General features: G+C 69.0%; 11 protein-coding genes. 5 read left to right on the forward strand and 6 right to left on the reverse strand.

Going from position 1 to position 12,715, the window contains the following annotated elements; all coding sequences use genetic code 11:
- The first annotated feature begins 46 nt into the window (after nucleotides 1-46).
- The 3 genes from AMYBE_RS0137785 to AMYBE_RS0137795 all read left to right on the forward strand — a co-directional run bounded on the left by AMYBE_RS0137785 (nucleotide 47) and on the right by AMYBE_RS0137795 (nucleotide 3,793).
- Entirely contained in the window at nucleotides 47-1,072 is a 1,026-nt protein-coding gene (locus AMYBE_RS0137785; protein ID WP_020664598.1) for a glycoside hydrolase family 113 protein, read from the forward strand.
- Nucleotides 1,073-1,111: 39 nt separating this feature from the next.
- Complete coding sequence (locus AMYBE_RS0137790; RefSeq protein WP_020664599.1) at nucleotides 1,112-2,434, forward strand: MFS transporter; 1,323 nt, start codon at nucleotides 1,112-1,114, stop codon at nucleotides 2,432-2,434.
- 369 nt (nucleotides 2,435-2,803) lie between these two features.
- The gene (locus tag AMYBE_RS0137795) at nucleotides 2,804-3,793 is read left to right on the forward strand and encodes a methyltransferase (RefSeq protein WP_020664600.1); all 990 of its coding nucleotides are present in this window, start codon (nucleotides 2,804-2,806) and stop codon (nucleotides 3,791-3,793) included.
- Here AMYBE_RS0137795 and AMYBE_RS0137800 read toward each other — a convergent pair.
- The gene (locus tag AMYBE_RS0137800) at nucleotides 3,790-4,350 is read right to left on the reverse strand and encodes a TIGR03086 family metal-binding protein (RefSeq protein ID WP_020664601.1); all 561 of its coding nucleotides are present in this window, start codon (nucleotides 4,348-4,350) and stop codon (nucleotides 3,790-3,792) included. The two genes, AMYBE_RS0137795 and AMYBE_RS0137800, sit on opposite strands and share 4 nt — an antisense overlap.
- 70 nt (nucleotides 4,351-4,420) lie before the next feature.
- Here AMYBE_RS0137800 and AMYBE_RS0137805 point away from each other — a divergent pair, with 70 nt between their 5' ends.
- Both AMYBE_RS0137805 and AMYBE_RS0137810 read left to right on the forward strand, forming a co-directional pair.
- Nucleotides 4,421-5,389 carry an RNA polymerase subunit sigma-70 gene (locus AMYBE_RS0137805; protein WP_027928435.1) on the forward strand — a complete coding sequence of 323 codons (969 nt, stop codon included), beginning with the start codon at nucleotides 4,421-4,423 and terminating at the stop codon, nucleotides 5,387-5,389.
- Nucleotides 5,383-6,537: an AAA family ATPase gene (locus AMYBE_RS0137810; protein WP_020664603.1), complete on the forward strand. Its 1,155-nt coding sequence runs from the start codon at nucleotides 5,383-5,385 to the stop codon at nucleotides 6,535-6,537. Before AMYBE_RS0137805 ends, AMYBE_RS0137810 begins: the two co-directional genes overlap by 7 nt.
- A gap of 52 nt (nucleotides 6,538-6,589) precedes the next feature.
- Here the strand turns inward: AMYBE_RS0137810 and AMYBE_RS0137815 are convergent, their stop codons facing one another.
- From AMYBE_RS0137815 to AMYBE_RS0137835, 5 genes are all read right to left on the reverse strand, one after another.
- A complete protein-coding gene (locus AMYBE_RS0137815; protein WP_020664604.1) occupies nucleotides 6,590-7,570 on the reverse strand; it encodes a VWA domain-containing protein in 981 nt (326 codons plus the stop codon).
- A 13-nt stretch (nucleotides 7,571-7,583) separates the two neighbouring features.
- Nucleotides 7,584-8,852, reverse strand: coding sequence for a putative lipid II flippase FtsW (ftsW, locus tag AMYBE_RS0137820; protein ID WP_020664605.1), 1,269 nt, complete (start codon nucleotides 8,850-8,852; stop codon nucleotides 7,584-7,586).
- A 134-nt stretch (nucleotides 8,853-8,986) separates the two neighbouring features.
- Nucleotides 8,987-10,546, reverse strand: a complete 1,560-nt coding sequence (locus AMYBE_RS0137825) for an LCP family protein (RefSeq protein WP_020664606.1) — start codon at nucleotides 10,544-10,546, stop codon at nucleotides 8,987-8,989.
- Between the two features lie 73 nt (nucleotides 10,547-10,619).
- The gene (locus AMYBE_RS45295; RefSeq protein WP_020664607.1) at nucleotides 10,620-10,772 is read right to left on the reverse strand and encodes a hypothetical protein; all 153 of its coding nucleotides are present in this window, start codon (nucleotides 10,770-10,772) and stop codon (nucleotides 10,620-10,622) included.
- Nucleotides 10,773-10,865: 93 nt separating this feature from the next.
- On the reverse strand, nucleotides 10,866-12,500 hold the full coding sequence (locus tag AMYBE_RS0137835) for an NRAMP family divalent metal transporter (RefSeq protein WP_020664608.1): 1,635 nt from the start codon (nucleotides 12,498-12,500) through the stop codon (nucleotides 10,866-10,868).
- Between the last annotated feature and the right edge of the window lie 215 nt (nucleotides 12,501-12,715).

Below are 12,715 nucleotides of genomic sequence, written 5' to 3' on the forward strand. Positions count from 1 at the left end.
GTTTCATGCGTAGGGTTGGCGGTATCCCCGAACGAGAGGAGCCGTCATGCGCGGCAAGGGAATGACGTACGAGACCGGGTTCGTCCGCAATGGACGGTCGTCTCGGCCGAGTTTTGAGCCCGAGGTGGTGCGGCGCGAGCTGGCGATCATCCGGGACGACCTGCATTGCACCGCGGTGCACCTGGTCGGCGGTGATCCGGAACGGCTGGACCTGGCTGCCCAGTGGGCCGCTGAGCTGGGGCTGGAGGTGTGGTTCTCGCCGTATCCGCTGGACGCAACGGAGGACGAGATGCTCGCGTTGTTCGCCGACTGCGCGACGCGCGCGGAGCGGTTGCGGGCCGGTGGTGCGAACGTGGTGTTCGTGACCGGGGTCGAGTTGAGTGTCATGGTGCACGGCTTCATTCCGGGGGCCGACACCAATGAACGGCTTGGCTGGCTGTTCGCGGACCCGGACGGGCGGGCCGAGCGGATCGCGGAGGTGAGCAAGCGGCTCGACGTGTTCCTCGACACGGCGGTGCGGCTGGTGCGGCAGCACTTCTATGGGCCGGTCACGTATGCCGCGATCCAGTACGAGCAGCTGGACTGGAGCCGGTTCGACTTCGTGACGATGGAGCTGATTCGTTCGGCCGCGGTGGCGGACATCTTCCAGGCCGGGGTGCGAACGCTGGTGTCGCAAGGGAAACCGGTGGCGATCACCGGCTTCGGGACGGCTACCTGGCGCGGGGCGGGCGACGTGGCGCCGAGGAGCCTGGAGGTGGTCGAGTACGACCCGGAGACCGGCGACCCGGTTCGGCTCGACGGCGAGTACGAGCGCGACGAAGCCGGGCAGGCCGCGTATGTGCGGGAACTGCTGGAGATCTTCGACGCGGAAGGGGTGGACAGCGCGTTCGTGTTCCTGTTCGCGCTCTGCAACTACCCGCACCGGCCGGACGGCGAGCCGCGGCTCGATTTGGACCTGGCCAGCTTCGGCATGGTGAAGGTGCTCGAACACGGATCGGGCACCGCCTATCCGGGGCTGAACTGGGAGCCGAAGGAAGTGTTCGCGGCGGTCGCGGAGCATTACTCGCGCTGAATCCTTGACGCGACGGTCCTGGCCGGGTGAGATCCGGGCATGTCGACGAAGACGAGCGCGCTGGGCAACCGGGTGATGGCCAAGGCGGCGATGCGGATCATGCCGCTGCTGATGCTGCTGTACTTCGTCAATTACCTGGACCGGGTCAACATCGGGTTCGCGGGTCCGAACGGGATGAACAAGGAGCTCGGCCTCACCGCGACCGCGTTCGGGCTCGCGTCGGGGATCTTCTTCATCGGCTACCTGATCCTCGAGGTGCCGAGCAACCTGGCACTGCACCGGTTCGGCGCGCGCCGCTGGATCGCGCGGATCATGATCACCTGGGGCGTGGTCGCGGTCGCGATGGCCTTCGTGCCGAACACGGCGACGCTGGTGGTGCTGCGATTCGTGCTCGGCGTCGCGGAGGCCGGCTTCTTCCCGGGCATCATCCTCTACCTGACGTACTGGTTCCCGGCCGCGCAGCGGGCGAAAGCGGTCGCGCTGTTCATGTGCGCGGTGCCGGTTTCGAGCGCGATTGGCTCCACCGTCTCCAGCCTCCTCATCAGCGGCGGGCACGGCGTGTTCGGCCTTTCCGGCTGGCGCTTCATGTTCCTGGTGGAAGGCGTGCCGGCGATGCTGCTGGCCGTCGTCACCTGGTATTGCTTGACCGACCGGCCGGACCAGGCGAAGTGGCTCACCACCGAGGAACGCGACTGGCTCACCGCCGAACTCGACGCCGAACGCCGCGCCACCGAGGCGGAGCACCACTGGCCGCTGCGCAAGGCGCTCACGCATCCGCGGATCCTCGGCCTGGCGTTCGTGTACTTCGCGGTGGTCTACGGCCTGTACGCGCTTGGCTTCTTCCTGCCGACGATCATCGCCGGGTTCGGACAGGAATTCGGCACCAAGCTGACCGTGCTGCAGGCCGGTCTGGTGAACGCGATCCCGTACGTCGCGGGCGCTCTGGTGATGGTCCCGTGGGCGCGCCACGGCGACCGCACCGGCGAGCGCACCTGGCACGTCGCGTTGCCGATGATCGTCGGCGGTGCGGCGATCCCGGTAGCGCTCTACCTCGGAAACCCTTACGCCACCATGACCGCGGTGACGATCTGCGCCATGGGCGTGTGCGCGGCACTGCCGGCCTTCTGGGCGCTGCCGTCGAACTTCCTTTCCGGTGCGGCGGCGGCCGGCGGGATCGCGCTGATCAACGCGCTCGGCAACCTGAGCGGCTTCGCCGCTCCCTATCTGACGGGCTGGCTGCGTGACCTCACCGGTACGCAGCGAACGGGGTTGTGGGTGGTCGGCGGATGCATGGTGGCGGGAGCGGTGCTGGCGGTGGCGTTGGGGGCGAAGCCGCGCAAGTCCAGCCGCGAGGCGTCTTAGCCCGCGCCGCCAGCCCAGGGCTCGGGCGAGTTCGGACATGTCTCCACGGTATAGAACATCTGTTCGATTCGCCGTCACTCGATGCGGTGGAACGGGTCTCGGCGCTGGTCCGGGAGAAGGCACGCTTCAAAGCGAAAACCGCGGAGTAGCGGCGAAAACTGCCACTCGCGACAGGACGTGCATCCGGCTAACCGCCCTCGAATCCTGCTCGTGGCCGGAAGGTTCGGTTGCGCCAACGCCTTCGCGCGCGCACGCGTCGGACGGGGTGCGGCGGGCTCTCGGCCGACCGCTGCGCAGCCTCGCCGACTTTGCGCACACTGCCAGCGGGCGACGGAATTCCGGTTGACCTGCCTGGCAAAGTGGGTGCACGTGACTGCCGACGACGTCCGCCGCCTTCTCCAAGCTGCCAGCCTCGCCACGCCGATGGCGTTGCGAGTCGCCGTGACGCTCGGGCTGCCGGACCGCCTGTGCGCTCCCGCCACCGTCGACGAGGTCGCCGCCGAATTGGACCTCTCGCCGATCGCACTCGGCGTTTTGTGCGGCCACTTGGGCACTCTCGGTGTCGTCGAACGCATCGACGACCGCTACCGCACCACCGAGTATGGCAAAAACCTTTGCGTGGAAGCGGAAAACGGTCTGGCCAACCTGCTCGACCTGAACCGGGCGGCCGGTCGCGCCGAACTCGCGTTCGTGGAACTGGAGCACAGCATCCGTACCGGCGAGGCGGCCTACGCTCGCCGGTACGGCCGGGACTTCTGGGCCGATCTCACCGAGCACCCGGTCCTGCGGAAAGCGTTCGACCAGCAGATGACGGACCGGTTCCGTACGGAGATCCCGGAGGTCGTCAGCGGAATCGACTGGTCGAGGTTCGCGACGCTGGTCGACGTCGGCGGAGGGCGCGGCGATCTGCTCGCCGCCGTTCTCGAAGCGAACCCGAAGCTGCGGGCCCAGCTGATCGACCTGGAAGCCACTGCGGCCCAAGCGAAAGCCGCGTTCCAGGCGCGCCGGATCGCCGACCGGGTCGAGGTGCGCGGCGGCAGTTTCTTCGATCCGCTCCCGGCCGGCGCGGACGGCTACCTGCTGGTGGACATCCTGCACAACTGGGACGACGAGCACGCCCGCCGCATCCTGGCACGCTGCGCGGAGGCGGCGGGCCGGGCCGGTCGCATTCTCGCCATCGAGGCGGTGAGCGGAATCCACGCGCGCACCGAAATGGACCTGGTGATGCTGGCCCATTTCGGCGGGCGCGAGCGCCGGGTCGAAGAATTCCGTACCCTGGCCTCGGAAGCTGGGTTGATCTTGACGGACGCGACCGCGTTGACCAGCCAGCGCGGCTTGCTGGAGTTCCGGGCCGGCTAATTCGGCGACCGGCCGAGCAGCGCGGCGAGCCGGTCCAGCGGCGACGCGTCCCCGGCGACTGGTACCGGCGGTGCGAACGGACGGCGTCCTGGCGGCAGGTCGGCGATTTTCGCTTGGCTGAACTCGATGTGCCGGGCCACGACAGTGTCGTCGAAGGCGGGCTTCTGGCCGGTCGCGACGGCCAGGTCCCAGCCGTGCACGAGGTGCTCCGTGCCGAGCAAGCGCGCCGCGGCGGCCCCGGGCACCGATCCGGCGGGGACGGTGTACTGCCCCGCCAGCACGCCCGGCTTGCCGAACTCGGCGAGCAGCTTCGCGGCAGCTCGCCGGTAGGCGGCGGCCGGATCGGCTCCGAGCACGTCCTCGGACTTCGGGTCCAGCGAGCCGCCGGGTGCGCCGCGCAGGACGTCGGTGAACAGCCGATGCCCGAGGACAAGGTGGTTCACCAGCTCGCGGACGGTCCACTCCGGGCACGGAGTCGGCTTGTCCCATCGGGCGATGCCGGCGATCAGGTCACCGGCGGAGTCGAGGACAGCGGCGAGGTCGGCTACCGGGTTCATGGGAACTGCCTTTCGTAGGGTCGTCTGTCGAGACACCGGCGGGCCCGGGAACGGAACGGTCCGTGGCAGGATGCGACAGGTGGGCCAGGAAACGCTCGATCGCGCACGCGCCGGGGACGCGCACGCCTTCCGCGAGCTGGTCGGCCCGTACCAGCACGAGCTGCAGGTGCACTGCTACCGCATCCTCGGCTCGCTCACCGACGCCGAGGACATGCTGCAAGAGACCTTGCTGGCGGCCTGGCGCGGCCTGGACGGTTATGCCGGCCGCGCATCTCTGCGGGCGTGGCTGTACCGGATCGCCACCAACCGCTGCCTCAACGCGATCCGCGACGCTGGCCGCCGCATCCCGGCCGAGCCCACACCGCCGTTCACTCCGACGGAGCCGAGCCGCCGCACCGAGGTGACCTGGCTGCAGCCCGCGCCGGACGATCCGGCTGACCAGTACCACGCCAAGGAGAATTTCGCGCTGGCGTTCGTCGCCGCACTGCAGCGGCTTCCACCGCGGCAGGCGGCCGTTCTGGTGCTGCGGGACGTGCTCGACTTTCCCGCCGGGGACGTGGCGGAGATGCTCGACACCAGTGTCACCGCGGTGAAAGGCGCTCTGCAACGCGCGCGGGCTCAGCTGCGCCAGACCGTGGAGCCCGCCCCGCCCGCGCCGCGGGAACGTGAACTCGCGCAACGGTTCGCCGACGCGTTCAGCGCGGGAGACGTCGCAGGGGTCGTCGAGCTGCTGACCGACGACGGCTGGCTCGCGATGCCGCCGGCACCGCACGAGTACGTCGGCCACGCGGATGTCTGGGCGTTCCTGACGATGTTCAGGCAATGGCGCGGGGACCGCCGGTTCCGGCTGGTCCCGACGCGCGCGAACACGCACCCGGCGTTCGGCTGCTATCTCACCGAATCCGGTGGAACGACTGGGTATCCGGCCGGAATCCTGGTTTTGGAGCCGTGCGGCGACCGGATCCGTACCGTCACCTGGTTTCTGGAGGCGGCCTTGTTCGCCCGGTTCGGCCTGCCCGCCGAGGTGTCGGCGTGCTGACGACTCTGGCGATCCAGAACTACCGCTCGCTGCGTGACTTGGTGCTGCCGCTGTCGCGGCTCACCGTGATCGTCGGCGCGAACGGCACCGGAAAGTCCAGTCTGTACCGCGCGTTGCGGCTGCTGGCCGACGCTGGCCGCAACGGCGCCGTCGCCGCGCTGGCCGGGGAAGGCGGGCTGCCGTCGACGCTGTGGGCAGGACCGGAGTCGATCGGCCGCGCGGTGCGGGAGGGCCGGGCACCGGTGCGGGGTGTGGCTCGGAAGGAACCGGTCGGCCTGCGGCTCGGCTACTCCGGCGACGATTTCGGCTACGCGCTGGACTTCGGGCTGCCGGTACCCGAAAACACCGCGTTCAACCTGGATCCGGAGTACAAACGCGAATCCGTCTGGCACGGCCCGGTGCTGCGTTCGTCCGCGCTGCTGGCCGACCGCTCCGGCAGCCGGGTCCGTATCCGCGACGAGTCCGGCGGCTGGACCGACAGTGGTCGCTCGATCGCGCTCACCGACAGCATGGTGAGCGAGTTCGCCGACCCGCGGCGATGCCCGGAGCTGCTGCTCGTGCGCGAACGGCTTCGCGCCTGGCGGTTCTACGACCAGTTCCGCACCGATGCCGGCTCACCCGCCCGGCAAAGCCGCATCGGCACCCGCACTTGGGCGCTCGACCATGACGGCAGCGACCTGGCCGCCGCGCTGCGCACCATCCAGGAGTCCGCCGCCGACGTCGTCCTCGCCACCGCGATCGACGACGCCTTTCCCGGCTCCCGGGTCGAAGTGGCGGCCACCGACGGCCGGTTCGACCTGCGGTTTCACCAGCACGGCCTGCTGCGCCCGCTGAGCGCGGCGGAGCTGTCCGACGGCACCCTGCGATACCTGTTGTGGGCGGCCGCGCTGCTCAGCCCGCGGCCGCCGGAGCTGCTCGTGCTGAACGAACCGGAGACCAGCCTGCACCCGGATCTGCTGCCCGCGCTGGCCGCGCTGATCACGGCCGCGGCGAAGAAGACGCAGGTGCTGGTGGTATCGCATTCCCAGCTGCTGGTGCGGTTCCTGGAAGACGCGTCGGTGCTGGAGCTGGAGAAGGACTTCGGCCAGACGGTGGTGGCCGGCCAGGGGCGACTGGACCGGCCGGCCTGGCATTGGCCGAAGCGGTGAAATTGGGGAGGCGACAGGCAGCAAGGCAACGCCGGATGGGCGTCCCGCCGAATCAGGGCAACCGCTGCCCCAGCAGCAGTGAACTGACTGAAGCCACGATCAACACGAACAACCCCAACGCCATCCACGGCCGGCTGTCGTCTTCCTTGCGGGTTTCGTACCCGATCTGTTGGCCGAGGTCCGCGTAGACCTGTTTGATCGCCTCCGCGCTGGCCGCTTTGTAGAACTGCCCGCCGGAAAGTTCCGCGGTCTGGCGGACCGCGTCGTCGTCGACCGGGACCGGCACCTGGCGCCCGTCGATGTCGACCGTGCCGTCCGAAGTGCCGAACGAGATTCCGGCGATCGGTGCGTTGTGCTGCTTCGCCGCTTGCGCCGCGGTGAAACAGCCGCGGGGCGAGTTGAGATCGTCGGGGACCGTTTCCTTGCCGTCGGTCATCAGCACGATCCGGGCCGGCGGCGGGCCGTCCGGGCCGGTGACCACCGATTCGATGCTGTCGATCGCCTGCAGCGCGGCATAGATCCCCTCCCCGGTCGCGGTGGACGGGGCGAGTTTCAGAGTGTCGATCTGGTGGATCACCGGGTCCCGCTGGACAGTCGGCGACACCAGCGTCGTCGCGGACCCGGCGAAGGAAACCAGGCCGAGGTTGATGCCGGGCGGTAGATCGCGGACGAACGTGCGCGCGGCTTCCTGCGCGGCCTGCAGCCGGGTTGGGACGATGTCGGTGGACTGCATGGACAGCGACACATCGATCACCAGCATCACGGTCGCCCGGTTGCGGGGAACTCGATGATCGGCGGTCGGTCCGGCCATGCCGATCGTGAACAGCGAGAGCGACACCATCAGCAGCGCGGCCGGAAGATGCCTGCGCCTGCCGAGGGCGCGCGGAGCGACCCGGTCCAGCAGGGACAGGTTGGCGAACCGGAGCACGCGCTTGCGGCGAGCCCGTTGCGAGAGCAGGTAGCCGACCGCGATCGCGGCGACGACGACGAACAGCAGGAACCACCAGGGCGCGGCGAAACCGGACAGGCTCATCGCGCACCGCCGGTCAGCGAGGCCGGACCGGCCTTCGTGCGCGAGTGGCTTTGCCGGGGCTGCGGACCGGCCGGTACGGCTCGGGCACCGGCAGCCGCAGGACACGGCCGATTTTGCCCGGGCCGAGGTGGTTGAGGTCGGCCACCGCGGCCGGTTCGTGCCGGGCGCAACTGGCCAGCACCCCGAACAGGAACATCGTCACGATCAGCGAGGTGCCGCCGTAGGACACCAGCGGCAGCGTCACGCCGGTGACCGGCAGCGCGTTCACCACGTATCCGATGTTGACCGCCGCCTGCGCGACCAGCAGCACGGTGATCGTCGCGGCGACGATGCGGATCCACGGGTCGAGGTTGCGCGTCGCGATCCGCAGGCCGACCAGCGCGAGCCCGGCGAACAGCAGCAGCACCACCGCGCAGCCGAGGAAGCCGAGCTCCTCGCCGATCAGCGCGAAAATGAAGTCGTTCTGGACATTCGGCAGGTACTTCCACTTCGACGCGCCCTGTCCGAGCCCGACCCCGAACAGGCCGCCCTCGGCCAGCGCGTACTGCGCCTGCACCGCCTGGTAGCCGGCACCCGAAGTGTCCGCGTCCGGGGAGAGGAACGACAGCACCCGCGCGAGCCGGTACTGCGCGACCAGCGCGAGGACCACGAATCCGGCCACGCCGCCGGCCAGCATCGCGCCGAACAGCCGTCCCGGCGCTCCGGCGAACCACAGCAGCGCCAGCAGCACGATGCCCAGCGAGATCGTCCCGCTCAGGTTCGGCTGCGCCATCACCAGCGCGAACATCAGCAGCGCGACCGGCACCAGCGGTACCAGCAGATGCCGCCAGTGGTGCAGCAGTTTCGCCTTCACCACCAGAATGTGCGCGCCCCACAAGGTCAACGCGACTTTCGCGAGCTCGACCGGCTGCAAGGTCAGCGGCCCGAGCGTGAACCACCGCTGCGCGCCGTTCACCTTCGCGCCCAGCGGAGTGAGCACCAGCACGAGCAGCACCAGCGTGCCGACCATCAGCATCGGCGAGAGCGATCTGATCCGCCGCAACGGGATCCGGAGCCCGGCCCACAGCGCGACCAGGCCGATCAAGACGAAGATGATGTGCTTCTGGAAGGTGCTGTACACGCCGCCGGGCTGTGCCGAGGACGCCGACAGCACCATGATCACGCCGATCAGCGTCAGCAGGCCGCACAGAGCGAGCACCAGGTGGAAGGACGCCAGCGGACGGGAAAGCCAGCCGACGATCGCGACGGGCAGCCGAGGCTGCCGGGTCCGGGTCGTTCGCACTGATGCACCGCCGTCCGCTGATTTCCGGGCGCGGTATGCGATCGCGCCGAGCCGAGTATGGCCCAGCGGTCCGGATAGGACTCAGAGGCGCGCGGGGGACCGGCGGTGTCGGCAGTCTCATTCGCCTTCCCGGGTCATTTCACGCACGGGATTCCGCCGCCGCTCAAGGCGGGCAGGTCGGCGGACTGGCCGGACGCGGGTGGGGCCGGCGCGGCCGAGCTCGGCGAACTCGCCGGGTAGTCGGCGCCGAGCACGACGCGGACGTGGCCGGGCGGGACATTCGCGTCGGCCTCGGTGGCGAGCCCGCCGAGATCCCCGGCCACCGCGTTCGCCGCCGACGACTCGCCGCTGGGGTAGTAAACCGTCGAACGGCTCTGCCGGTGCGTGCTCGTGGTGGTAGTGCCGTGGGCGTATCCCTTGCTGCGCAATTGCTGCTCGACCTGCGCGGCGAGCCCGCCGCGCGCGGTGCTGTTGACGACGTCGACCACCGCTGCCGAACTGTTGTACGCAGCAGGCGCGGCCTGCGGTTCGCCGCCGCCGCCAGAACCGAGCAGCTGTGCGACCGTGGCCTGGATCTGCGCCTGGTTGACGAAGTTGACGTCCTCGCCCGCCGGGTCCTTGCCGAAGTGGTCGACCGGCAGCGTCACGAAGCTGACGTCGCCGCCGGTCAGGCTGGACGCCTGCTTGGCGAAGGACAGCAGGTCGAGTGTGCTGTCCACCGCGGTGTTCTGCTTCGCGACGTCCAGAATCCCTTGGAGTTTTGTCGGATTCGTGAACGCCCCGCCCTGTTTGAGCTGGTATGCCAGGGAAGCGATGAACGCCTGTTGCCTGCGTTCCCGGTCCAGGTCGGTGAAATTGAGCGACGGGTGCGCGTAGTCGCGGCGCTGGCGGACGAACGCGACCGCCTGCTCGGCGTCGATCTGCTGCTGTCCGGCGTGGAAGTTCGCGCCGGAGTAGCTGTCCTGAGTGTTCTCGTTGACGCACACCGTGACCGGCTGGACGACCTGGGCGATCTCGAAGAACGCGACCAGGGTGACTTCGGCGAAATGGTCGATCGGCACTCCGCCGAGGAACTGGCGCACGGTGTCGATTTCCGCCCGGCGCCCCGCGTCCCGGGCCTGCTGTTCCCGCTGGATCTTGTCGGTGACGTGCTGCGCGGTGAGCTGTTTGGCCTTTTCGTCGAAGGCCAGCCCGTATGCCTGTTTGATTTTGCCTTTGCAGATATTGTCCGGACAGCCGGAAAGCGAGACGTAGTCGTCACGCGGAATCGAGATCGACGTCGCCTTGGCGCCGTTGCCGGGGACGTGCAGCAGCATCAGCACGTTGGCGTTGTAGCCGCCGTTCTGCTGATCGCCGGCGTGCAGTGCGTCGTAGATGTTCTTCGGCAGCGGATTGCCGTTTTCGTCGAGCCGCGAGTCGAGGCCCATGATGAGGATGTTGGTATCCCCGCCGCTGGACGTCGTTTGCCCGTTGAGCACGTCGGAAACCTGCAGTCCGTCGACCAGGCCGCGGTAGCTGGCCCAGGCGTAGCCGGTCAGGCCGAGCACCAGCGCGGCTGCCAGGGCGAGCGCGATCCTGCCCGCCAGCCGTCGTCGTCTGGCCGCGGCCCGGACCGCGACCCCGCGGGCTGCCGAGCCCCGGCGTGCCACCGCATCTCGGGGTGCGGCGGCACGCGGGTCGTTCCGGTCGGTCATCGGGCCGTCCTGTGCTGAGGGGTAGTGGCTTTCCACAGTTCTCCACGGCCGCTGTGCGAAGGCTGAGAAGCCCTCACCTTTCGCGGCGCCAGCAGACGCGCAGCCGCCGGACGCCGTTTTCGTCGATGAGCGGTTCCCAGGTCATCCGCAGCCGGCGTGGCTGTTCGATCGGGCGACGCGGGGACGGGGCGGCTGGGTGCCGGAGGTCGAAGTCGGTGATGGTCATGACGGCTGTCCTCTCTCGGTATGGAGTGCACGGTCGAACGGGGACTGTGATGCGGACTCACGGCCATCACCTCCTTTCTGCCTTGCCCGGCGGTCAGCCCAGCGCCAGCTGGACGAGCTTCACGATGACCAGTGCCATCGCCAGGAACAGGTAGCTGCGCAGCGCGGTGAGGCCGATCTTGCGTCCGGTCGACATCACCGGCGGCGGCAAGTACTGCAGCGGCGGCATCCGCCACTCGGCGCGTCCGGTGCGGTCGATCGGCCCGGTCGCGGCGCGCTTGCGACGCAGCAGCGCGTATCCCGCGGTCAGTACGCCGATCCCGGCGCTGACCTCCATGATCAGGAAAATCTGCCCCGCACTGATGTCCGGGAACAGCACCGCCGCGGTGAGGATCACCGACAGCACCACCAGAATCCCGACCACCACCGAGGTGAACATGTTGGTGAACCGGCCGTTGACCCACGGCCCGAGCACCTCTTTGTCGTTGCAAAGCAGGAGCAGGAACACGGTGGCCGACGGCAGCAGCACTCCGGCGAGCGTCTGCACGCCGGTGGTCAGCAGGCCGAGCGGCGAGCCCGGGATGAGCACGATCGTGGCCGACAGTGCGACGAGACCGGCGTACACCGCGTAGAAGCCCTTCGCGTGCTTCGCGCCACGGTGCAGCGAGTGCTTCATGCCAAGGACGTCACCGATCGCATACGCGCTCGAAAGCGACACTGCGAACGCTCCGACGATCGATGCGTCCAACAGTGCGACCGCGAACAGCGCGCCCGCTGTACGACCGGCGTACGCCTCGATGCCGTTCGTGACTCCCGCAGCGTCGGTGAAGTTGCCGAAGCCGTGCGTACCCGCGAAGGCCGCCGACACGATGCCCATGATCGCGGCCGCACCGATCATCACCACGACCAAGCCGATCCACAGGTCGGCCTTCTCGTAGCGCATGAACCGCGGGGTGATGCGCTTGTCGATCACGTAGGACTGCTGGAAGAACAGCTGCCACGGCGCGACGGTGGTGCCGACGATCGCGATGATCAGCAGCATCAGCTGGGCCATTCCGCCAGGGCCGGCAGGCATGCTGGGCACCAGGCCGCCGAGCATTTCCGACGGTGCCGGGTGCGCGAAGACGTACACCGGGATCAGCGTCAGCGAACCGAGGCAGAAGAAGATCGCGATTCGCTCGAACCGGCGGAAACTGCCGGTGAACGCGGCCCCGATGATGACCAGCGCGGCGAGCGCCACCGAGGGCACGGTCGGCAGGCCGAGGTAGCGGGTCGCCATCGTGATGCCGATGAACTCGGTGACCAGGGTCAGCGCGTTGAGCAGGAACAGGTCGATCACCGAGAACGCGCCCCAGAACTTGCCGAAGCGCTCCAGGATCAGCCGGGCGTGCCCGACGCCGGTGACGGCGCCGAGGCGCAGCACCATTTCCTGGTTCACGTACAGCACCGGAACCAGCAGCAGCAGGGTCCACAGCAGTTTCGGGCCGTAGTTCTGGCCGGCTTCGCCGTAGGTCGCGAACGCGCCGGCGTCGTTGTCGCCGACCAGCACGATCAGCCCCGGGCCGACGATCGCGAGCAGGGTCTTGAGCTTGGCGGACAGCCCGGTGCGGGCCGCGGTGTCACCGGCTTTGATGGTGCCGAGCGCGCCGCGGATGTCGCCGACGTGCTGGTCGTCGAGCACCGCGGCGGTGCGGTCGTCGATCCGGACGATCGGGTCGGTGGTGGTCATGGCAAGGACTCCCTTCGGCCCGGTCGGGGCCGATCGGGGCATCGCGTCCGGCCGGATTTTCCGCGCACGAAGACGACCTGTCCGAGGTCGATCGGACAGGCGGCGGGAGAACCGGGTTCAGCCGGGGATGCCGGAAGGTGCGGACAATCCGGGTTTCGGGGGTGTACTTCGCCCTGGACTACTTCCGCTCATTGCCCTCACCTCCCCAGGTCCGT

Origin of the sequence: Amycolatopsis benzoatilytica AK 16/65 (genome assembly GCF_000383915.1) — a bacterium.
In the GTDB taxonomy this organism is placed as follows: Bacteria; Actinomycetota; Actinomycetes; order Mycobacteriales; family Pseudonocardiaceae; genus Amycolatopsis; species Amycolatopsis benzoatilytica.

What these genes read in the sequence shown, in the direction of transcription:
- AMYBE_RS0137825 (WP_020664606.1), bottom strand. Translation starts at nt 10,546, where the DNA reads ATGACCGACCGGAACGACCCGCGTGCCGCCGCACCCCGAGATGCGGTG.
- AMYBE_RS45295 (WP_020664607.1), bottom strand. Translation starts at nt 10,772, where the DNA reads ATGACCATCACCGACTTCGACCTCCGGCACCCAGCCGCCCCGTCCCCG.
- AMYBE_RS0137805 (WP_027928435.1), top strand. Translation starts at nt 4,421, where the DNA reads ATGCGACAGGTGGGCCAGGAAACGCTCGATCGCGCACGCGCCGGGGAC.
- AMYBE_RS0137835 (WP_020664608.1), bottom strand. Translation starts at nt 12,500, where the DNA reads ATGACCACCACCGACCCGATCGTCCGGATCGACGACCGCACCGCCGCG.
- AMYBE_RS0137815 (WP_020664604.1), bottom strand. Translation starts at nt 7,570, where the DNA reads ATGAGCCTGTCCGGTTTCGCCGCGCCCTGGTGGTTCCTGCTGTTCGTC.
- AMYBE_RS0137790 (WP_020664599.1), top strand. Translation starts at nt 1,112, where the DNA reads ATGTCGACGAAGACGAGCGCGCTGGGCAACCGGGTGATGGCCAAGGCG.
- AMYBE_RS0137800 (WP_020664601.1), bottom strand. Translation starts at nt 4,350, where the DNA reads ATGAACCCGGTAGCCGACCTCGCCGCTGTCCTCGACTCCGCCGGTGAC.
- AMYBE_RS0137785 (WP_020664598.1), top strand. Translation starts at nt 47, where the DNA reads ATGCGCGGCAAGGGAATGACGTACGAGACCGGGTTCGTCCGCAATGGA.